The sequence below is a fragment of the Priestia sp. GS2 genome (assembly GCF_036409025.1).
In the GTDB taxonomy this organism is placed as follows: Bacteria; Bacillota; Bacilli; order Bacillales; family Bacillaceae_H; genus Priestia; species Priestia aryabhattai_A.
In genome coordinates this window covers 2,576,942-2,598,217 of sequence record NZ_JAZGJX010000001.1, presented here as the reverse complement: position 1 = coordinate 2,598,217, position 21,276 = coordinate 2,576,942, and the positions used below count along the sequence as shown (strand labels likewise).

The window sequence follows — 21,276 nt, the reverse complement described above, 5'->3', positions numbered from 1 at the left end:
TACATGTAAAATTACTTTTGATTCTCATCTTTTTTTGTACTTGAGCTGAATGGGAAAAACATGTCAGTATACATAGAAAAGAATGAATCCAGCATATTTTGATATTGCTCTAATGATGAAGCCCACATCGTTAAGTATTGCTCGCCAGCTTCCGTTAACGAATAGATACGTCGAGCTGGCCCTTCAGCAGATGTATCCCACTGTGAAGTAATGAGATTATCTTTTTCAAGCTGTCTTAAGGTACGATATACGTTCCCTTGATCGACTGATGTAAAGCCGAAACTCATCAGCTGCTGAATTAGCTTATAACCATGTAAATTCCAACCCCGAAGGCTCAGTAATAAAAAAGGAATCATAAAGTTTTTTGGTGCACCACTAATCGATTTTTCAAGATTAGCGGAGTTTGAAGCAGAGGCGTTATCTTCTTTACTTGTACTCAAGTTAATCACCCCTTTTTGGTAATTTGTCTCTATATGTGTAATTTACACCTAGGTGAGATAAAAGTCAATCATTCCCTTGGTTTTTTTTAGAAAACGACAAAAAAACCAAGAGTTTCGACAATTTCTGTCAAAACTTTTCAAAAATCATCAAAGATTGGGAATTGTTTATCATATCAAACAACTCTATAATAGTATACGTAAGATATTTTTAACACTTTTACATTTTGTTGGCGCAAGTAGAAAACAAATCAAACAATAGTAAGCGTTCTTATTGATGATAATGATTGCGTTTACTTCGTGCTTCCTAATATGTACACAGGCGTTTTCGCCATGAACATATTGAAAGCCATCACTTTTAATTACGTGGAAAGGAGATGGAAAATTGGAACAGCAAAAGATGTTAGATCCGTTTCAAGCATGGAAAGACGTATATGACAAAACTGAATCTTACTGGGGAAAAGTGATTGGAGACAACATGAACAGAGAAGAGTTCTCTCAAATGATGGGAAACGTTCTGAACATGAACCTTCAGTATCAACAAGCTATTAACGAAGTAACAGGGCGCTATTTCCAACAAGTAAACATTCCAACAAAAGAAGACGTAGCAAACGTAGCTACACTTGTCATTAACGTAGAGGAAAAAGTAGAGGCGTTAGAAGATCGTTTCGATGATCTTGAAGACAAGCAAGATAGCCCAGCTTTCAAGCGTGAAGTAACTAAGCTGAAGTCAGATGTGAAGTCATTAGACAAAAAGCTAGATAAGGTATTATCACTGCTTGAAGAGCAGCAAGACACGCAAACCGTGCTTCAAGAGTTAATTCAAGAACAAATTAAAGAACAAGGTGAACAGCTAAAAGCAGAGCTTTTAGACCAAGTAAAAGCAGAGAAACAAAGTGAGCAACAGGCTCAAAAGTAAGACAAGGGGACAAGTAAACACATCATACTACTGTTTATGTAGAACAATTACAATTGATGAGACCAGGGGGAATTTTTGATGACAGAATTACAAGGTAAAGTAGCAATCGTAACAGGTGGCTCTAAAGGAATTGGAGCGGCTATTACACGTGAATTAGCATCACAAGGTGTTAAGGTAGCTGTAAACTATAACAGTAGTAAAGAATCTGCAGAAGCTATTGTCAATGAAATTAGAGAAAATGGCGGTTCAGCAATTGCTATTCAAGCAGACGTATCATATGCAGATCAAGCTAAACACCTTGTTGAAGAAACAAAAGCAGCGTTTGGCCAGCTTGATATCTTAGTAAATAACGCTGGTATTACGCGCGACCGTTCTTTCAAAAAGCTTGGAGAAGAAGATTGGAAGAAAGTAATCGATGTTAATTTACATAGTGTGTATAACACAACTTCTGCTGCTTTAGGTGACTTAGTAGAAGCAGAAGCAGGCCGCATCATCAACATTTCATCTATTATCGGTCAAGCAGGTGGATTTGGACAAACAAACTACGCAGCTGCAAAAGCTGGTATGGTAGGCTTTACAAAGTCGCTGGCACTTGAGTTAGCAAAAACAAACGTAACGGTTAACGCTATTTGCCCTGGCTTTATTGAGACTGAAATGGTAATGGCAATTCCAGAAGAAGTACGTGCTAATATCGTTGCGAAAATTCCAAAGCGCCGCTTTGGTCAAGTAAACGAAATTGCACGTGGCGTTGTGTACTTAGTTAAAGACGGAGCTTATATTACAGGTCAACAACTAAACATTAACGGTGGCTTATACATGTAATTGTTATTTCATATAAAAGTAGCCCTGACGTTTTGTCGGGGCTGTGCTTTTTCGTTCATGATTAAAAAGAAAGGTGGATGTTTTCATGGCAACTCCATATATCCAAGAATGGGAAAAGTTAATCAAATCAATGCCTAGCGAATATAAAAGCTCAGCTCGACGCTTTAAGCGTGCTTATGAAATTGTCACAACGGAAGCAGAGCCAGAAGTAGGGTTAACGCCAAAGGAAGTAATTTGGAAAAAGAATAAAGCGAAGCTGTATCGTTATACTCCAACTCAAGATAGATTGCACAAAACGCCAATTTTACTTGTATATGCTCTTATTAATAAGCCATATATTCTTGACTTAACACCTGGCAATAGCCTAGTGGAATATTTACTAGAGCGTGGTTTTGATGTGTATCTGTTAGACTGGGGTACACCTGGCGTAGAAGATAGCGGCATGAAATTGGATGACTACATTATGGATTACATTCCGCGCGCTGCAAAAAAAGTGCTGCGTCATTCAAAAGCACCTAATTTATCTGTGTTAGGTTATTGTATGGGCGGTACGATGACAGCAGCGTTTGCAGCATTACATGATGAATTACCAATTAAAAACTTGATCTTTATGACAAGCCCGTTTGATTTTTCAGACACTGGTTTATACGGCGCATTTCTAGATGAACGCTACTTTAACTTAGATAAAGCTGTTGACACGCTAGGTAATATTCCACCTGAAATGATTGATTTTGGTAATAAAATGCTAAAACCAATTACGAATTTCTACGGTCCTTACGTAACGCTAGTTGACCGTTCAGAAAACCAGCGTTTTGTTGAAAGCTGGAAGCTTATGCAAAAGTGGGTAGCAGATGGCATTCCATTTCCTGGCGAAGCATATCGTCAATGGATTCGAGATTTTTATCAGCAAAATAAGCTCATTAACGGCGAGTTAGAAATTCGTGGACAAAAGGTTGATCTAAAGAATATTAAGGCTAATATTCTTAATATCGCTGCAAGCCGAGACCATATTGCAATGCCGCATCAAGTGGCTGCGCTAATGGATGCTGTTTCGAGCAAAGATAAAGAATACAAGCTTCTTCAAACAGGGCACGTTTCGGTTGTATTTGGCCCAAAAGCAGTAAAAGAAACATACCCAACAATCGGTGATTGGCTACAGAAGCGTTCAAAATAAGCGTTTTTTAATAAGCAAAATATAATTAACATAAAGGCTGTACGTGTGGTGGTTTTCTTGCACGTGCAGCTTTTATTATTAGTGAGAAAAAGAACTTTATATACTGAAATTTCCGTTTGGTAATGACAACGGTCGTTTGTTCTTTTATACTAAATAAAGCTATCTCTTCTTTTAATAAAAAAGAAAATCATACATAAGGAAGAAATATTTAAAAATAAGGGAAAGCTATTATGTATTATAAAAAAAGGAATGTCTATCATGCGTCGAAATTGGAAACACCGAATTAGGCAAATGTCCTCAGCACAAATTATTGTCAGCTTTTATTTGACGGCAGTGACGGTTGGTTTTTTACTTTTAAGCATTCCAGCAGCACTAAAGCCAGGAATGGAATTAGATTTAATTAACCGTTTATTTATTGCTGTTAGCGCTGTAAGCGTAACAGGCCTCACACCTGTTTCAACAGCCGAGACGTTTAGCACATTTGGATATTTTGTTTTAGCATTTATTTTTCAAATAGGTGGAATTGGTGTTATGACACTGAGTACATTTATTTGGCTTTTAATCGGAAAGAAAATTGGTTTGAAAGAACGTCAATTGATTATGATGGACCATAATCAATCCAAGCTATCTGGACTCGTTAATTTAATGAGAAATGTACTACTGCTTATTTTTGCCATTGAAGCAATTGGAGCCTTAGTATTAACGATTCACTTTCATCAATATTATTTAGATTGGAAAGAAGCATTTTTACATGGCTTTTTTGCATCTGTAAGCGCAACAACAAACGCTGGATTTGATATAACAGGAGCGTCTTTTGTTCCTTATGCTAACGACTATTTTGTTCAAGTCGTAACGGTACTCTTAATTACGCTAGGCGCAATTGGATTTCCGGTTCTAATTGAAGTAAAGCACTTTTTCTTAAAAAGGAAAGAAAAGCGTAAGTTTCAATTTTCTCTTTTTGCCAAATTAACGTCTATTATGTTCTTAGCGTTATTAGCTGTTGGCACTTTGTTAATTTTACTTTTAGAACACAATGCATTTATGGAAGGTAAGTCTTGGCATGAAGCATTCTTCTATGCCTTCTTTCAATCAGCAGCAACCAGAAGTGGTGGAGTAGCCACGATGGATGTTAGTGAATTTACGTTACCGACGTTGCTAATTATGAGTGCCATGATGTTTATTGGAGCATCTCCAAGCTCCGTTGGTGGAGGGATTCGGACGACTACGTTTGCTCTAAACATTTTATTTTTATTTTATTATGCAAGAGGAAGTAAAACAATTAAGATTTTTAGACGAGAAATTCATGAAGATGACATTACTAAATCTGTAGCTGTTTCTATGTTCGCTATTATTATCTGTTCCATCTCTGTTATCACTTTAACAATCACAGAGCCATTTTCTTTAACAGAAATTATTTTTGAAGTATGTTCAGCATTTGGAACGACGGGATTATCAATGGGAATTACGAGTGGTTTATCAGATATAGGAAAAATACTTATTATTATTCTAATGTTTATCGGTCGGATTGGAATGCTTGTATTTATTCTAATGCTTCGTCGTCCAAAAACAGAACCGGATTATCATTATCCTAAAGAACGCATTATTATTGGGTAATTTATTGTGCGTTTTAACAGGTTTTACTGCTCATAAGATCTATGCACTTGCACAAGCTAGTATAGAGCAAATGCTTATAATCTTATGAGGAGGTTATTACAATGGCAAAACGCAAAGTAGCGCATAATCCAGCACAAAAAAATAATCAAACGCCAAAAGAAAGCTTACCTGATACAGAATTTTCAGCTGAATATGGCAAAGAAGACACATATAAAGCAGCAAATCGTAATTCAAAGCATGGAAAGCAAGGACAAAGCAAATGACGAAAAAAGATCATAGACACCTTGCCCATTCCAAAGAAAAGCAAACACAGCTTTTACAAGAGGAGTTTGGACCTGAAATGGGTGATCCAAACGCAGCTAAGCTCTTAGAGATGGCTGAAATTGCAAAAGCTGAAAAGAAACATAAGAAAAAGCAAAAAAAGAACTGTTAAAAAAAAAGACCTCGATATGCATATCGAGGTCTTTTTTTAATTAGCTTACTACTGGTAAATCAAAGGCTTCAACGGGAGCGGTAAACAACTTCGTTTCGTTTGCCTTTTGGTCATAGTAGAACAAAACTAACGACTGCTTTTCTACAACTTTTCCAGTGTTTTTGTAGTATGCGTAGTCAAATGGAAGAAGCTCAAGAACGGTATGCTTGTAAAGTTCCTTTTCCGTTAGGTTTTCATGAACAAAATCATCGCCTAATACGGTCGGGTTTGCAAGCATTTGCTGATAGTAATGAGAGCGAACTTGCTTATCTAACTTATCATCCCACCAAGGCTTACGAGGTTTATGTTTTTGATTAAATAAATAGTCAATCTTCATAAAGCCTTCAATGATTGCTTCATTCTCAAAGTTTTCCGTTTCAATATATTGTTTTAAGCGTTTAAATAAATCTTCAAGTTGATGTCCAATACGTGCCCAGCCCATCTCATCCCAAAATGTACCAAAGTTTTGGAAGAAATCAAATGGCGTTTCGTAACAATTCTCCACAAGAAACTCAATTGTTTCATCCATACGGTGATCATTCCAGAATTTCTCTAAGATATCCTCAACGTGCTTAATACGCACAACATCAGAAAACGGCAGAACGTTATTACTTAAGATTTCATATGGCGACTGATCCATAAACTGATAGTTGTAGCGCTGTGCACTAAGGCGTAAACCTGTCCCGCGAAGCATCTTTAAGAACCCGAGCTGAAGCTCTTCTGGACGCAGAGCAAATACGTCATTAAATGTATTTTTAAACGAATGGTAGTCTTCATCAGGAAGGCCTGCAATTAAGTCTAAGTGCTGATCAATCTTACCGCCATCTTTAACCATGGTCACAGTACGAGTAAGCTTTGTGAAGTTTTGCTTACGCTTTACAAGCTCGTTTACAGCATCGTTTGTTGACTGAACACCAATTTCAAAGCGGAACAGTCCAGCTGGTGCATGGTCATTTAAAAACTGAATAACTTCTGGACGCATGATGTCCGCTGTAATCTCAAATTGAAACACCGTACCAGGTTTATGCTCATCAATTAAGAACTGAAACATTTCCATAGCATAGCTTCGGCTGATGTTGAACGTGCGGTCCACAAATTTGATGGTCTTAGCACCGTTATCCATTAGATAGCGAATGTCTTCTTTGATTTTCTCACGGTCAAAGTAGCGCACGCCTACTTCAATAGAAGATAAGCAGAACTGACAGCTAAACGGACAGCCACGGCTTGTTTCAATATAAACAACACGCTTAGATAAAGAACTACGATCTTCTTCAAAGCGGAAAGGTGAAGGCATTTCCCGAAGATCAATTTTGTTGCGCTGGGGATTCACTACGTGTTTTCCATCTTGTCTAAACGCAACGCCGCTTACGTTCTCAAACTGACGGTTTCCATGAAGCTCATCTAAAAGTTGCTTGAACGTTTCTTCTCCTTCACCAATTACAATGAAATCAGCTTCCGGGATGCGATCTAACCAGTAGGGAATATCATATGTTACTTCCGGTCCACCGAAAATGATTGTTAGGTTTGGGTTAATTTTCTTTAACATTTGTGCGACTGTAATCGTTTCTTCAATGTTCCAAATATAGCAGCTGAATCCAATGATATCAGGATTGCGCTTATATAAATCCGTTACGATATTCATCGCTGGATCTTTAATCGTATATTCAGCCATCTCAACGTGATAGTCAGGTTCTGCGTAGGCTTTTAAACATCGAAGGGCCAAAGATGTGTGAATGTATTTGGCATTCAATGTACTGACAACAATGTTCATGTAAAAAGGCTCCTTTATTTAACATAATCTTAAACCAATTCACTATTGTAGCACATTTAACAGGTAAAGTATAAAAGTGATAAGAAATCCTCTTTAGAAAATTAGCTTTTCTAGTATCTGTTTATTTATTTAAATGAGGGAATGTATTATACTTACTCTATTGTAAAGAGGTTTACACAAATATAATGGAATTGTAAAAAATGTTGGGGGTACGAATGATGAGCAGGCGATATGCTGACGATAGCTTAGCTTTACATACAGATTTGTATGAGCTAAATATGGCCAATACATATTGGAAAGATGGAATTCATAAACGCAGGTCTGTATTTGAAGCTTCGTTTCGTCGAATGCCTTTTGATAATGGCTACGCAGTCTTTGCAGGACTAGAACGAATGATTGACTTTATCGCGAATTTTCGATTTTCAGAAAGTGATCTCGACTATTTATCCAGTGAGTTGCACTATGAAGATGAGTTTATTGATTATTTAAAAGGAATTCGTTTTACGGGTAACGTAAAATCCGTCGTAGAAGGTGAAATGATTTTTGCGAATGAACCTATTCTGCAAGTGGATGCACCGTTAGGAGAAGCACAGCTTATTGAAACACCACTGTTAAACATTTTAAATTTTCACCCGTTAATTGCAACTAAGGCTTCTCGTATTCGCTTAGCAGCTGGAGAAGATGCGGTGTATGAGCAAAGTGATAATCGCTTAATGGAATTTGGGGCAAGGAGAGCTCATGAGCTTGATGCAGCGTTATATGGAGCGAGAGCAGCTTATATTGGAGGATTTGATGCAACAAGCAACGTGCGAGCAGGAAAAGTGTTTGGCATTCCCATCTCTGGAACTCATGCTCATGCGCTTGTACAAGTGTACCGTGATGAATACACTGCATTTAAAAAGTATGCTGAATCTCATCAGAACTGCATTTTCCTTGTTGATACGTACAATACGCTCAAGTCAGGAATTCCAAATGCAATTCGCGTTGCTCAAGAGATGGGGGATCGCATTAATTTTGTAGGTATTCGTTTAGATAGTGGAAAGCTTCCGTATTTATCTCAGGAAGCACGACGAATGCTAGATGAGGCAGGCTTTCCGAATGCGCGTATCTTTGCTTCAAATGATTTAGATGAACATAGCATCATGGACTTAAAAGCGCAAGGAGCAAAAATTGACGGTTGGGGTATTGGCACAAAGCTAATTACTTCATATGACCAGCCTGCGCTTGGGGCAGTTTATAAGCTTGTATCAATTGAAGGCGAAAGTGGGGAGCTTGTCGATACCATTAAGCTGTCAGATAATCCTGAAAAGGTATCAACGCCTGGATTAAAGGACGTATATCGTATTGTTAATCAAGTAAATGGGAAATGGGAAGGCGATTATATCGCCATGCAGAATGAGCAGCCAAATGATGAGCATCACTTAAAAATGTTTCACCCTGTTTATACTCATGTAAGCAAGTTTGTTACAGATTTTCATGCGCGTAACATTCATCAGCAAATCTTTAAATCAGGGAAACTAGTATATAAACAGCCGTCAGTGGAAGAGATGAGAGCGTATTGCTTACAAAACCTTAATCATTTATGGGATGATTATAAAATGATTGCCAAATCCAATGAAGAAGTGCTGCGACCAACTGAATATCCTGTAGATCTTAGCACAAATTGTTGGAACAACAAGATGGATAAAATCAATGAAGCGCGTTCTAGAGCGTCTCAGCTATTAACTCATGTATAACAATTAGACAATTAAAGATAGGGAGAGGACCATATGACGAAGCAACAATACATCATTGATGAGATGAAAGTAAAGTCAGCTATCGACCCAAAGGAAGAGATTCGTAGAAGCGTCGATTTTTTAAAGCAGTATATGAAGAAACACTCTTTTTTACGTTCATTTGTGCTAGGCATTTCAGGAGGACAAGATTCCACGTTAACAGGTAAGCTTGCCCAAATGGCTGTAGAAGAATTAAATAAAGAATCGGGGAAAGATACTTATCAATTTATTGCGGTGCGTCTACCGTACGGTGTACAAGCGGATGAGCAAGACTGTCAAGACGCGCTAGCTTTTATTCAACCAAGTCATTCGGTTGCTGTTAATATTAAGCCTGCTGTGGATGCAATGATTACAGCAGTCGAAGAAGCAACAGGTGAAGCTGTTTCTGACTTTAATAAAGGGAACGTAAAAGCACGTGAACGTATGATTGCACAGTATACGATTGCTGGCATGCATCAAGGAGTTGTACTTGGTACCGACCATTCTGCAGAGGCAGTGACTGGGTTCTTTACGAAATTTGGAGATGGTGGGGCAGATTTAGTGCCGATTTTCCGTCTTAATAAGCGCCAAGGCAAACAGCTGTTAAAAGAATTAGGCTGTCCTGAGCATTTATATTTAAAGCAGCCGACAGCTGATTTAGAAGAAAATCGCCCGCAGCTGCCAGATGAAGAAGCATTAGGAGTTACATATAATCAAATAGATGATTATTTAGAAGGTAAAGAAGTTGGAGAAGAAGCAAGTATGAAAATTGAGAATCATTTCTTTAAAACGGCTCATAAACGCAGCCTGCCAATTTCCGTATTCGATGACTTTTGGAAATAAGTATTTAAAAGTCCGCTATGTGTACAGGTATACGCATAGCGGACTTTTTTAGGAAGATTTTCATTTATTTTTTAAAGGTGAAAAAAGAAATTTGTAGAATAATAGTGTATTAGTGACTAATGTGCCTATCAATGACTATGCACATATCTACCTAGGAATCGTTAAATGGTGAAAGAAAGCAGGAATTTGTCGAAATAGATTTGTTCTTTGATAGGAAGAAAGAGTTTAGAAAGGAGGATGTGGCATGGCTCCACATCGGCAGCTACCGATACAAGACCAACAAGAAGAAGTAAAACAGTTGCGTGCCATTTTTAATACAGTTTCAGATGCAATTATTGTATTTGACGAGAGTTTTTATGTTCAGCATGTCAATAAAGCAGCCAGTCAGTTATTTGAAAAGAATTATGATGAACTGATTGCATGTCAATTGAAAGACTTTCTTATGTTGTTTCCGTATGACGTTATTAATGATTATTACCCAACGCTCGTAGAAAATCAGAAGTTTACTTATGAAGGTACGATGAGTTTGCAAAATGGCATCGTAAAATATGTAGAGTTTACGTGTGAACAGCGAAGCGAAGCTTCTGGTAGTACGATTTGTACTTTTCGTGACATTACAGCACAAAAAATGGTGGAGAACGAGCGCTTTTTGAGTCAGCATATGTTTATGGATGTATTCAACGAAGCGGTTGATGGAATTGTTATTTTCGATCGAGCAGGACAGCTGATTGACGTCAATCCATCTTTTTGTGACCGGCTGAATTTTTCAAAAGAATACTTATTAACAAAAACGTTAACAGAATTAGTTGAGCCAGCCTATCACTATAAGCTAAAAAAGTTATGGCGTCTTCTTCAGCAACAGGGCAAAGCGAGCGGAGAACTTCCAATTAAACTTGAAAATGGAGACGTAACTTTTTTTGAATTCACGACAACCGCAAATATTTATAGCCGTTACTATATGTCCATTATGCGTGACGTAACGGAGAAAAGAAGAATGGAGCAGCAATTGTTGCGAAGTGAGAAAAACTTTCGAGCCATTTTTGAAGATGCAATTGAGGCTATTTTAATTTGGCGTCATGACGGGGTAATTGTAAATGCCAACGCCGCTTCTTCCAGAACATTTGAGCTACCGTTAGAACAGCTAATCGGCACAAATCTTCAAACGTTTATTAATAAGAAAGATCGTCATGTATGGAAGCTATATTATCAATTTATTGAGCAGGAAGAGATTCGTGAAGAACTTACTTTTTATATGCCAAACGGGGAAGAAAAAGAGCTTGAGTTCACAGGAAAGAAAGGTATTATTGAAGGCTATAATTTGACCATTTTTCGCAATATCAGCGAGCGAACTAAAATGGAACAAGAGCTTCGAAATAACGAACAGAAATTCCGAAAAATTTTTGATGGTTCAATGGATGGCTTAATCTTATGGGATGGCGAACAGAAAATCATTGATGTTAATGAACCTGCTTGTGAAATTTTAGAAAAAACGAAGGAAGAGATTTGTTCGCAAACGATGGAAATGTTTTTATCATCCTCTAATTTTGATTTAGTTATTGAGCATAAGGCTATGATTGAGATAAAAGGAGAAGGAGAAGGAGATATTCAGTATAAGACAGCTAACGGTAAAGTAAAACAAATCGAGTTTTCAACGAAAAAAGGTATCTTACCAGGCTTATACATGACCATTATTCGCGATGTAACGGAGAAGAAGCAGATGGAGGAGCAAATTCGAAAATCTGATACGCTTCAAGTGGTAGGACAGCTGGCAGCTGGTATTGCGCATGAAATAAGAAATCCAATGACCGCATTAAAAGGGTTCATTCAGCTGCTTGAAGATAGCATGAAAGAAGATCATTCGCTTTATTTTGATATTATTACGTCTGAGCTGCAGAGGATTGAATCAATTATTACAGAGTTTTTAGTATTGGCTAAGCCACAGGCAATTAAATTTGAAGAGAAATCACTAGCCGTTATCGTACAAGAGACGATTGATTTGTTAAACGCTCAAGCTTTACTTGAAAATGTTCAATTTGAAACAGACTTTGATCCATCATTGTCAAAGGTTTATTGTGAGCCTCATCAGCTAAAACAAGTTTTTATTAATGTAATTAAAAATGCAATTGAAGTAATGAAAGGCGGAGGAGTAATCTCTATAGAAGTCAAGCATCATAGCAATCGCTATATGAGAGTATCGATTCGAGATGAAGGAGAAGGCATGCCTGCAGAGCGAATTCGTAAGCTAGGAGAACCGTTTTATACCACAAAAGAAAAAGGAACTGGACTGGGACTAATGGTGTCTTATAAGATAGTAGAAGAACATAAAGGATATATTGAAGTAGAAAGTGAGTTGGGGATAGGTACAACATTTCACGTGATGTTACCCGTTTCCCAAGTACAATAGAGAGGAGAAAACGATGAAGTATTATGGAAGCATTCCGTTGTTTGACAATGAACATGTGTACGTCACATGTTCTGATAAAGGGATTTCCGGTTTATTCTTTTCTTTTGATGAGTTGATGTTACAAACAAAGGGAACGGTCACTTTATTAGAAGACCATGAATATATTAAAGAAGCGACAAAGCAGCTACATGAGTATGTAGTTCAAGCGCGGCAAAGATTCGATCTTCCGTTAGAAATAGTAGGAACGGAATTTCAGCAAAAGGTATGGACTGCACTTAAAGACATATCATATGGAGAAGTTATTTCTTATAAACAGTTAGCAAGCATGATTGGACAGCCAAAAGCTGTTCGTGCGGTAGGACAAGCGAATCGTAGAAATCGCCTACCTATCTTTTTACCTTGTCATCGTGTTATTGGCGTTTCAAAAGATTTAACTGGTTATGCAGGGACACAGGTGCATTTAAAAGAGAAACTTTTAATGTTAGAAGGAATACAAGTAGCAAATGGAAAGGTTGTGTTAGCGTAGCACTAGCTAGGTTTCATCATCATTCTCTAGCTTCCATCCTTCCCCTTGTACAAATACACCATCTACGGACGTGAACGTTTCGTCTTGATGATCTTGCTGAATGGTTTGATTTGTAACATCTAAAAGCTGAAATTGTTCCTTTCGTGCGCGCTGCTTTCGCTTTTTACAGGTTGAGTCAGGATGTTCTTGTTTGGTCATAGCTACCCCTCCCATACAGATTTCGCTTAACATGATAAAACTAACTATAATATATGTAGGTAGATGATAAATTACTGTTACATTTATGTTACAAAAAGAGAGAATCTCATCATAAGTTGAGATTCTCTCTTTTTAATTTAATACAAGTTTGATTGTATCGGCAGAAGGTGAATGAATAATGCCATGTTCTGTAATGATGGCCGTAATTAATTCACTTGGGGTAACGTCAAATGCCGGGTTGTAAACAGAAATATTGTCTGGAGCCACTTGTACATCACCAATATGCGTGATTTCTTTTGCCGAGCGTTCTTCAATTGGAATTTCAGCTCCTGATGCGATTGATAAATCAAACGTCGATTTTGGAGCTGCTACATAAAAAGGAATATTAAATGCTTTTGCTAATAGCGCAAGCCCATATGTCCCGATTTTATTAGCAGTGTCACCGTTAGCTGCAATACGATCAGCTCCGACAATAATAGCATTAATACCTTTTGTTTTAATGGTATGTGCAGCCATGCTGTCTGTGATAAGCGTCACGTCTACGCCTGATTTTTGAAGTTCCCATGCCGTTAAACGTGACCCTTGGAGAACAGGGCGTGTTTCGCACGCAAATACTTTCAGTGGAATATCACGTTCTTTTGAAATATGAAAAGGTGCCAAAGCAGTTCCATAATACGCTGTGGCAATCGACCCAGCATTACAAATTGTCATAATACGATTGTTTTTATCAAACAGTGATAATGCATAATCACCTATGCGGTAGCAGGTAGCTTCATCTTCCGCTTGAATTTGAATCGCTTCATGGATAACAAGTGTTTTAGCTTCATTTACAGAAATCGCTTTATTGATGCTGTTTACTACGCGGTCTAACGCCCAAAATAAGTTGACGGCTGTTGGACGAGAGCTCGCCAAAAACTCCTTATCGGCCTGCAGGTTGTTTTTAAACTCTTCAATCGTCTGTACCTCATATTTTTGGACCGAAAGTGCTAGGCCGAACGCTGCAGTAATGCCAATTGCAGGTGCACCTCGTACTTTTAGCGTAACGATAGCATCCCATACATCCTGTAGGGTATGAAGCTCGATATATTCAACTGTGTTTGGTAATAGCTGCTGGTCAAGCAGTGAAATAAACGTTTCCTTCCATTCAACTGAACGAGGGAGTGTAAGAGTGTGTGTCATGTTGTGCTCCTTTCATTCTTCAATCAAATTCTCAAAATCATGTGCACTAATTTCTGTTTGATGAGTCAATAAATAGCGTCCTAAGCGGATAGCTGCTTTTTGAACATTTAAGCGATTGTCGTCAGGCAATGAATCGATATCCGCTACGTGTGCTAATCCAATTGTACGTCGAATTAACTCGCATCCTGCGTAGCCAACCGCATCCGTCCAGGTTTGTTGTAAAATATAGTCGGAATAGTTTGGATTTTTAGTGAATGGTTCCACCTCAGATTCAGCCCAAAGTCTTTGCCATGTTGTTTGGAAAACATCCCACGTTTTAGCGATATGATCAAAAAGTAGACTGCGATTTTGTGAAGGACGAGACAAAGCATTAAGCAGCAAGTTGGCCACAAATTGTCCTAAGTCAAAGCCAAATGGGCCATAGAATGCAAACTCAGGGTCAATTACTTTTGTTTCGTATTCACTGGCAAAAATGCTACCTGTGTGCAAATCGCCGTGCACAAGCGTTTGGCTACTTGTTAAAAACTTTTGTTTAAGCTTAGCGACTTCAAGCTTGGTTTCTTCATCTGCCCATAAGTCTTCTACCTCGCTTCTAAGCGTTTCTTCAAATTCATTTGTATCATAATCAAAAAACGGATCTGTAAACACTAAGTCTTCGGTAATATTGCATAAATCGGGATTGATATATTGAGCAACCAGCTCTTTTTTCTCCTGAGGCTTAATTGCAAAATCAGACGTCTTAAACGCGATATGAGCCAAAAACTTACCGACATGTTCTGAAAGAAGTGGATAGGCTTCTCCTTGGATTAATCCTGTACGAGAAATTGTAAGGTGAGACAGGTCTTCCATAACCGTGACAGCTAACGTTTCATCATGGTAGTAAACCTCTGGAACGAGTTCGGGTGTTAAGCTCCCAAACTGTTTGAGCGCATTGCTTTCAATCGTTGCGCGCTTGAGTGATAAAGGCCAGCTTTCTCCTACAACTTTCGCATAAGGAAGAGCTTGTTTTACAATGACAGACTTATTGGTTTGGTCGTTTACAATATAAAAAACGAGATTTAAATTGCCGTCACCAATTTCACGAGCCGTAAGAGCTTCGCTTTCGGAAAATAACTTCAGTTGTTTTACAAGTTTAATTGCTGTCATTTCATTTAGTGGCTCATATGTATAAGTTGTTATTGTCATTTTTATCTACCTCCATAAAAAATAAAAGTATAACCGGAGGCTTTTAAAACATATAAAAGCCTCTTTCGGTGAGTGAAAGAGGCTTGATGATCATTCAAACCTCTTATCTGCCAGAAAAATTTCTCTTTCTGTTGGAATTAGCACCGTGCCTTCATAAAACAACGAATTGTTTTATAGCGCTAAAAAAGCTGCGCTCCATTTTACAATGGTATTACGGTCGGTTGCTGGGCGTCATAGGGCCAAATCCCTCAGCCAACTCTTGATAAGAGTAAAGATATTATTTAATTTTGATTTATTTGACTTATTAGTAACTTCTGGAGAACATCTTATCATGTGAATTTTTGGATGTCAACAGCGAGATTTAATAAAATTCTGTACGACGATCTGTAAAGACCGGAATTTGTTCTCGGATTGTTTTTACGGTTGATAAGTCAATAGCTGCTGTTAGTATTTCTTCGCTCTCGCCTGCTTCTGCAATAATTTCTCCCCAAGGGTCAATGATTAACGAGTGACCAGCAAACGTGTTAGCGGGGTCATCTCCAGAGCGGTTGCAAGCAACCACGTAGCATTGGTTTTCAATGGCTCTGCTCACTAGAAGCGCTTTCCAATGAGCAAGTCTTGGTTTTGGCCATTGGGCAACGACAAAAAGGAGTTCTGCACCTGCGCTTGTATGAACGCGAATCCATTCTGGAAAGCGAATATCGTAGCAAATAACACCTGCGCATAGTGAGTTTTCGAGGGTAAAGATGTTTTTATCTTCACCTGGTTGTAAAAATAAGTGCTCATTCATCAATTTGAATAAATGTAGTTTGTTATATTGAGCGACCTCCTCACCTTCACGATTAAAGACATACATTGTATTCGTAACACCATCTTTTGTTTTTTTAGCAACTGATCCAGCAATGATATTTATGCTGTGCGTTTTTGCGAAAGCGGAGAAAAAGCTAGTCGCTTGCTTTCCTTCAGAGTCCGCGATAGCGTCGAGGTTCTGTAAATCATAAGATGTATCAAAAAGTTCTGGCAATATAAGAATATCTGGAGATTCAAGCAGTGCTTCTTTCATTTTTTTTTCAGCATGCTCGTAATTTTCTTTAGGATTTCCAAATGCAAGATTAAGCTGTAAACAGGCTACCTTTAAACTCATTAAGCTTCACCATCCCGATTTATTTTATAAAAATGACTTTACAAGTTGACTATTACAATATATTATTTGTGACTAGAATTTCAAGAATTTTTTGAGAAGGTGTTCACATGAAGCAATTTGAACAATCAGAACTATTAAAAAGTTTACCAAAACAATTTTTTGCATCCCTTGTTAGTAAAGTTTCAAAGGTGATAAAAGAAGGACATGACGTGATTAACTTAGGGCAAGGAAATCCAGATCAGCCAACGCCTCCTCATATCGTCAAGGCCCTTCAAGATGCGAGTGAAAACCCAAACTACCACAAGTACTCACCGTTTCGGGGGCAAGCTTTTCTGAAAAAAGCGGCAGCAACGTTTTACGAAAGAGAATATGGTGTTCAGCTGGATCCCGAAAAAGAAGTAGCTATTTTGTTTGGAGGAAAAGCCGGATTAGTAGAAATTCCTCAGTGCTTACTTAATCCTGGAGATACAGTTTTAGTGCCTGACCCAGGCTACCCAGATTATTGGTCAGGAGTGGAGCTAGCACGAGCGAAAATGGAAGTCATGCCTTTAAAAAAAGAGAATGGCTTTCTGCCAGTTTACGAGGAAATAAGCGAAGAAGTGAAGCAAAAAGCCAAGCTAATGTTTTTAAACTATCCAAATAACCCGACCGGCGCAGTAGCTACGGCACCGTTTTTTGAAAAAACAGTTGAATTTGCTCGTCAGTATGATACGTGCATTGTGCATGATTTTGCGTATGGTGCAATTGGATTTGATGGCGAAAAGCCCATTAGTTTTATGCAAACTCCAGGCGCCAAAGAAGTTGGCATTGAAATTTATACGCTATCAAAAACGTATAATATGGCAGGGTGGCGAATCGGCTTTGCCGTTGGAAACGAAAGCGTGATTGAAGCGATTAACCTTTTACAAGATCACTTATTTGTAAGTGTATTTAGCGGCATTCAGCAAGCAGCCACGGTGGCTTTGCTAGATTCACAGAACTGCGTAGATGAATTAGTAGAACGCTACGAATCTCGTCGTGAGATTCTTATTCATGGACTGCGTGAAATTGGATGGGACGTTGAAGCTCCACCAGGATCATTTTTTGCATGGTTGCCTGTGCCAAAAGGTTATACATCAGAAGAATTTTCCGATTTGTTACTGGAAAAAGCTCACGTCGTTGTTGCTCCTGGAATTGGGTTTGGCGAATACGGAGAAGGCTATGTGCGCGTAGGTTTATTAACCGATGAAGAACGGTTGAAAGAAGCGGTTGATCGAATTGCTAAGTTAAATTTATTCAAAAAATACGTTGACAATTCTTTTTGAGTTGGCTTAATATGTAAGAAGTTGTTGATTCATGAACATATATTTTTGAAGAATACGATCAGTGTGAAAATCGATTATACAATATAAATAGCAATTTTCTTATTAAGAGTAGGTGGAGGGACTAGCCCTGTGAAGCCCGGCAACCGACTTAACGTTTCGTTAAGCACGGTGCTAAATCTTGCAGCAGTAGCTGAGAGATAAGAAGAGAGCAAAAAAGCCTCTTCTTTCTCACAAGAAGAGGCTTTTTTATTTCGTAACGATGGGAAATTTACAGCAAGGGAGTTTGAAGCAAATGAGTGAAATCGTTGCAAGTTATTTATTACATGATGAAAAAGGAAACTTTGAAAAAAAAGCAGAAGGCATTGCTCTAGGCTTAACGGTAGGTTCTTGGACAAACCTACCTCAGCTTGAGCAGGAGCAGCTTAGAAAGCATAAAGGACGCGTAGTTGAAATTACCCCACTTGAAGATTGCGATCGCGTAAACAACTATTTAGAGCAAACGACAAAGCAAGCGATTGTGAAAATTGGCTATCCTCTTGCTAATTATACAAATGATTTGCCTGCTATTTTAGTTACTGTTTTCGGAAAACTATCATTAGATGGAAAAGTTAAATTATTAGACTTGGAGTTTTCTAGAGAAGCATTATCTGCTTTTCCTGGCCCACGCTTCGGAATTGAAGGCATTCGAGAGAAGTTAAAAGTGTACGATCGTCCTCTTGTTATGAGCATTTTTAAAGGTGTAATTGGGCGTGATATAGATTATTTAACCGAGCAGCTTCGTGCACAAGCGCTTGGAGGTGTGGATCTTGTAAAGGATGATGAAATTCTATTTGACAATGAACTGACACCGTTCGAACAGCGAATTACAGAAGGAAAAAAAGTGCTTGATGAAGTATATAAAGAAACGGGTCATCGTACGCTATATGCTGTAAATTTGACGGGGCGTACATTTGATTTAAAAGAGAAAGCTAGAAAAGCAGCTCAGTTAGGAGCTGATGCTCTATTATTTAACGTGTTTGCATATGGACTGGATGTACTCCAAGCTCTTCGGGAAGATGATGAAATTAATTTGCCAATCATGGCTCACCCAGCAGTAAGCGGTGCATTAACACCATCTGAATTCCATGGATTCTCAAATTCTCTTTTACTAGGAAAACTACTTCGTCTGGTTGGAGCAGATTTTTCATTATTCCCATCACCGTATGGCAGCGTTGCTATGCCTTTTGAAGATACAGCTGGAATTACGTACGAGGTAACTAGACCTCTATATACGTATAAGCAAACATTCCCGGTTCCATCAGCAGGTATTCATCCAGGAATGGTACCTCAGCTTATCTCGGATTTTGGTGTAGACAGCATTATTAATGCAGGTGGAGGCGTACACGGTCATCCGGATGGAGCAATCGGTGGAGGAAAAGCATTTCGTGCAGCAGTCGACGCTGCGCTTGCTGGTCAGACTTTAGAAGAAACAAATGATGAAGCGCTGCAAAAAGCACTTGATTTATGGGGAACAGTGAAAGTAAAGGGGTAATTGAGATGAAGATTTTCTGTGACTTTGACGGTACAATCACAAACAGCGATAACATCATTGCCATTATGAAACAATTTGCTCCCAGCGAATGGGAGACCATTAAAGACGATGTGTTAGCTGAGCGCGTATCAGTTCAAGAAGGAGTAGGGAAGATGTTTTCATTACTACCTACTTCTTTACAAGAAGAGATTGTGTCATACATTTTATCAAGTTCTGAGATTCGATCAGGGTTTGAAGAGTTTGTTCGTTATACAAAAGAGAAGCAGATTCCGCTTTATATTGTCAGTGGAGGAATTGATTTTTTTGTTGAGCCAATGTTAGAAGGGAAAGTAGAACAAGAAAAGCTTTACTGCAACGGCTCAGATTTTTCAGGGCAAACAATTCAAATTACGTGGCCTCATACATGTGATGAACATTGCCAAAATGGCTGTGGCTGCTGCAAGCCGTCAATTATACGAAGCTTGGCAACAGACGAAGATTTTATCATTGTAATTGGAGATTCCATTACAGATTTACAGGCAGCAAAAATGGCTGATTGTGTATTGGCACGTGATTTTCTACTTCATAAATGCAAAGAGTTAAATTTACCGCATCGTCCGTTTGAAACATTTCACGATGTCATTGAGCATATTAACGAATTATCGGAGGTGGAAGTATGAGTATTTTAGCACAGCAGCGCTTGCAAGAAATTGGAGATGTAAAAGAGGAACTTGCAGAACGAGATTGGTTTTTTGGAACGAGTGGGAACTTATCAATTAAGGTCAGTGACGAGCCAACAACTTTCTTCGTATCAGCGAGTGGAAAAGATAAGCGAAAGCGTACAAGTGAAGACTTTTTACTTGTAGACAGCCGTGGAAACGCAGCGGAAGAAACGCATCTAAAACCTTCCGCTGAGACGCTTTTACATGTTAAAGTTTATAACCATACAAACGCTGGATGTAGCCTGCATGTACACACAATTGATAACAACGTTATTTCTGAACTATATGGTGACGAAGGGAAAGTAACGTTCAAGGGACAGGAAATTATTAAAGCACTTGGTATTTGGGAAGAAGATGCAGAGATTACTGTTCCGATTATTCCGAATTATGCAGACATTCCGACGTTAGCTGAAGTCTTTGCTGAATATGTAACGGCTGATCAAGGAGCTGTTTTAATTCGCAACCACGGTATTACCGTATGGGGAAAAAATGCATTTGAAGCGAAAAAAGCGCTAGAAGCATACGAGTTTTTATTTAGTTATCACGTGAAAATTCTTTCACTAAAGAAATATAACCAACCAACACTTACTTAAGGGGGAGTTACATATGGCAAACATTCGTTTACATGAAACAGACGCACGTATTGAAAATCAAGAAGAGGTAGCAAGCTTTTTAGCTAGCAATGAAGTCATTTATGAAAATTGGGATATTACAAAGCTACCTGAAAACTTACGTGAAAAATTTAGTTTAACAGACGAAGAAAAAGAAGAAATCTTAGCTTCGTTTGATGCAGAGATTAAGGATATTTCTTCAAGACGAGGCTATCAAGCACAAGATGTGATTTCGCTGTCGGATACCACGCCTAACTTAGAAGAGCTATTAAAGAACTTCCAGCGTGAACACCATCACACAGACGATGAAGTTCGTTTTATTGTTAGTGGACATGGCATTTTCGTTATCCAAGGAAAAGACGGTTCATTCTTTGATGTTGAATTAGAGCCAGGGGACTTAATTTCTGTTCCGGAGAACGTGCGCCATTACTTTACATTAATGGAAGATCGCAAAGTAGTAGCAGTTCGTATTTTTGTTACAACAGAAGGCTGGGTGCCAATCTACGAATAAATTGAAGTTGTAGACAAGGAAAAATAGCAGGATGTGTGCGTAGGTAACGCAAAAGATGCCGCTTCTCTTCTTGATGAAGCGGCATTTTCTTAAGCAATAAAAAGCTTTAAGTGAGCGCTGGCTCTTCATTGCGCTAGGAATAATTCTTACTATTTTTATGAGATTAGTAAGGGATG

At 38.4% G+C, this 21,276-nt stretch carries 21 protein-coding genes and 2 riboswitches; of the genes, 15 read left to right on the top strand and 6 right to left on the bottom strand.

Annotated features, from left to right (window positions below; translation table 11 throughout):
* Positions 1–11: 11 nt before the first annotated feature.
* Positions 12–440 (bottom strand): poly-beta-hydroxybutyrate-responsive repressor, encoded by a 429-nt coding sequence (gene phaQ, locus V2145_RS13365; protein WP_094911648.1) that lies wholly within the window; start codon positions 438–440, stop codon positions 12–14.
* Between the two features lie 382 nt (positions 441–822).
* Between phaQ and phaR the strand changes: the two genes are divergently transcribed.
* The 6 genes from phaR (at position 823) to V2145_RS13335 (ending at position 5,399) form a co-directional block, all read left to right on the top strand.
* Positions 823–1,356 (top strand): polyhydroxyalkanoic acid synthase subunit PhaR, encoded by a 534-nt coding sequence (gene phaR / locus V2145_RS13360; protein ID WP_094911647.1) that lies wholly within the window; start codon positions 823–825, stop codon positions 1,354–1,356.
* Between the two features lie 78 nt (positions 1,357–1,434).
* Complete coding sequence (locus V2145_RS13355) at positions 1,435–2,178, top strand: 3-oxoacyl-ACP reductase (RefSeq protein ID WP_094911646.1); 744 nt, start codon at positions 1,435–1,437, stop codon at positions 2,176–2,178.
* An 85-nt stretch (positions 2,179–2,263) separates the two neighbouring features.
* Complete coding sequence (locus V2145_RS13350; RefSeq protein ID WP_094911645.1) at positions 2,264–3,352, top strand: class III poly(R)-hydroxyalkanoic acid synthase subunit PhaC; 1,089 nt, start codon at positions 2,264–2,266, stop codon at positions 3,350–3,352.
* A 204-nt stretch (positions 3,353–3,556) separates the two neighbouring features.
* Complete coding sequence (locus V2145_RS13345) at positions 3,557–4,966, top strand: TrkH family potassium uptake protein (RefSeq protein ID WP_256993358.1); 1,410 nt, start codon at positions 3,557–3,559, stop codon at positions 4,964–4,966.
* A 101-nt stretch (positions 4,967–5,067) separates the two neighbouring features.
* Positions 5,068–5,229, top strand: coding sequence for a hypothetical protein (locus V2145_RS13340; RefSeq protein WP_094911643.1), 162 nt, complete (start codon positions 5,068–5,070; stop codon positions 5,227–5,229).
* Positions 5,226–5,399 carry a hypothetical protein gene (locus V2145_RS13335; RefSeq protein WP_179289237.1) on the top strand — a complete coding sequence of 58 codons (174 nt, stop codon included), beginning with the start codon at positions 5,226–5,228 and terminating at the stop codon, positions 5,397–5,399. Before V2145_RS13340 ends, V2145_RS13335 begins: the two co-directional genes overlap by 4 nt.
* Before the next feature lie 40 nt (positions 5,400–5,439).
* Here V2145_RS13335 and V2145_RS13330 read toward each other — a convergent pair whose 3' ends face one another.
* Positions 5,440–7,209 carry a B12-binding domain-containing radical SAM protein gene (locus V2145_RS13330; protein WP_094911642.1) on the bottom strand — a complete coding sequence of 590 codons (1,770 nt, stop codon included), beginning with the start codon at positions 7,207–7,209 and terminating at the stop codon, positions 5,440–5,442.
* A 218-nt stretch (positions 7,210–7,427) separates the two neighbouring features.
* On the opposite strand from V2145_RS13330, the gene V2145_RS13325 reads away from it, so the two are divergent.
* The 4 genes from V2145_RS13325 (at position 7,428) to V2145_RS13310 (ending at position 12,736) form a co-directional block, all read left to right on the top strand.
* Positions 7,428–8,945 carry a nicotinate phosphoribosyltransferase gene (locus V2145_RS13325; RefSeq protein ID WP_311859345.1) on the top strand — a complete coding sequence of 506 codons (1,518 nt, stop codon included), beginning with the start codon at positions 7,428–7,430 and terminating at the stop codon, positions 8,943–8,945.
* A 33-nt stretch (positions 8,946–8,978) separates the two neighbouring features.
* Positions 8,979–9,806 carry an ammonia-dependent NAD(+) synthetase gene (gene nadE, locus V2145_RS13320; protein ID WP_311858775.1) on the top strand — a complete coding sequence of 276 codons (828 nt, stop codon included), beginning with the start codon at positions 8,979–8,981 and terminating at the stop codon, positions 9,804–9,806.
* Between the two features lie 244 nt (positions 9,807–10,050).
* The gene (locus V2145_RS13315; RefSeq protein ID WP_131887000.1) at positions 10,051–12,210 is read left to right on the top strand and encodes a PAS domain-containing sensor histidine kinase; all 2,160 of its coding nucleotides are present in this window, start codon (positions 10,051–10,053) and stop codon (positions 12,208–12,210) included.
* 13 nt (positions 12,211–12,223) lie between these two features.
* Complete coding sequence (locus V2145_RS13310; protein WP_094911638.1) at positions 12,224–12,736, top strand: methylated-DNA--[protein]-cysteine S-methyltransferase; 513 nt, start codon at positions 12,224–12,226, stop codon at positions 12,734–12,736.
* A gap of 6 nt (positions 12,737–12,742) precedes the next feature.
* Here the strand turns inward: V2145_RS13310 and V2145_RS13305 are convergent, their stop codons facing one another.
* The 4 genes from V2145_RS13305 to V2145_RS13290 all read right to left on the bottom strand — a co-directional run bounded on the left by V2145_RS13305 (position 12,743) and on the right by V2145_RS13290 (position 16,442).
* Positions 12,743–12,934, bottom strand: coding sequence for a hypothetical protein (locus V2145_RS13305; RefSeq protein ID WP_094911637.1), 192 nt, complete (start codon positions 12,932–12,934; stop codon positions 12,743–12,745).
* A gap of 132 nt (positions 12,935–13,066) precedes the next feature.
* On the bottom strand, positions 13,067–14,113 hold the full coding sequence (mtnA, locus tag V2145_RS13300; protein WP_094911636.1) for an S-methyl-5-thioribose-1-phosphate isomerase: 1,047 nt from the start codon (positions 14,111–14,113) through the stop codon (positions 13,067–13,069).
* A 12-nt stretch (positions 14,114–14,125) separates the two neighbouring features.
* Positions 14,126–15,298 (bottom strand): S-methyl-5-thioribose kinase, encoded by a 1,173-nt coding sequence (gene mtnK / locus V2145_RS13295; protein ID WP_094911635.1) that lies wholly within the window; start codon positions 15,296–15,298, stop codon positions 14,126–14,128.
* A gap of 100 nt (positions 15,299–15,398) precedes the next feature.
* Positions 15,399–15,567, bottom strand: a riboswitch (SAM riboswitch).
* A 92-nt stretch (positions 15,568–15,659) separates the two neighbouring features.
* On the bottom strand, positions 15,660–16,442 hold the full coding sequence (locus V2145_RS13290; protein ID WP_311858769.1) for a carbon-nitrogen family hydrolase: 783 nt from the start codon (positions 16,440–16,442) through the stop codon (positions 15,660–15,662).
* Between the two features lie 107 nt (positions 16,443–16,549).
* Between V2145_RS13290 and V2145_RS13285 the strand changes: the two genes are divergently transcribed.
* The 5 genes from V2145_RS13285 to V2145_RS13265 all read left to right on the top strand — a co-directional run bounded on the left by V2145_RS13285 (position 16,550) and on the right by V2145_RS13265 (position 21,100).
* Positions 16,550–17,746 carry a pyridoxal phosphate-dependent aminotransferase gene (locus V2145_RS13285; protein WP_311858768.1) on the top strand — a complete coding sequence of 399 codons (1,197 nt, stop codon included), beginning with the start codon at positions 16,550–16,552 and terminating at the stop codon, positions 17,744–17,746.
* 96 nt (positions 17,747–17,842) lie between these two features.
* Positions 17,843–17,950, top strand: a riboswitch (SAM riboswitch).
* Positions 17,951–18,038: 88 nt separating this feature from the next.
* A complete protein-coding gene (gene mtnW / locus V2145_RS13280) occupies positions 18,039–19,277 on the top strand; it encodes a 2,3-diketo-5-methylthiopentyl-1-phosphate enolase (RefSeq protein WP_094911741.1) in 1,239 nt (412 codons plus the stop codon).
* Between the two features lie 5 nt (positions 19,278–19,282).
* Entirely contained in the window at positions 19,283–19,936 is a 654-nt protein-coding gene (locus V2145_RS13275; RefSeq protein WP_311858766.1) for a 2-hydroxy-3-keto-5-methylthiopentenyl-1-phosphate phosphatase, read from the top strand.
* The gene (locus V2145_RS13270) at positions 19,933–20,571 is read left to right on the top strand and encodes a methylthioribulose 1-phosphate dehydratase (RefSeq protein ID WP_094911631.1); all 639 of its coding nucleotides are present in this window, start codon (positions 19,933–19,935) and stop codon (positions 20,569–20,571) included. Before V2145_RS13275 ends, V2145_RS13270 begins: the two co-directional genes overlap by 4 nt.
* A gap of 13 nt (positions 20,572–20,584) precedes the next feature.
* Positions 20,585–21,100 carry a 1,2-dihydroxy-3-keto-5-methylthiopentene dioxygenase gene (locus V2145_RS13265; RefSeq protein WP_094911630.1) on the top strand — a complete coding sequence of 172 codons (516 nt, stop codon included), beginning with the start codon at positions 20,585–20,587 and terminating at the stop codon, positions 21,098–21,100.
* Positions 21,101–21,276 lie beyond the last annotated feature (176 nt).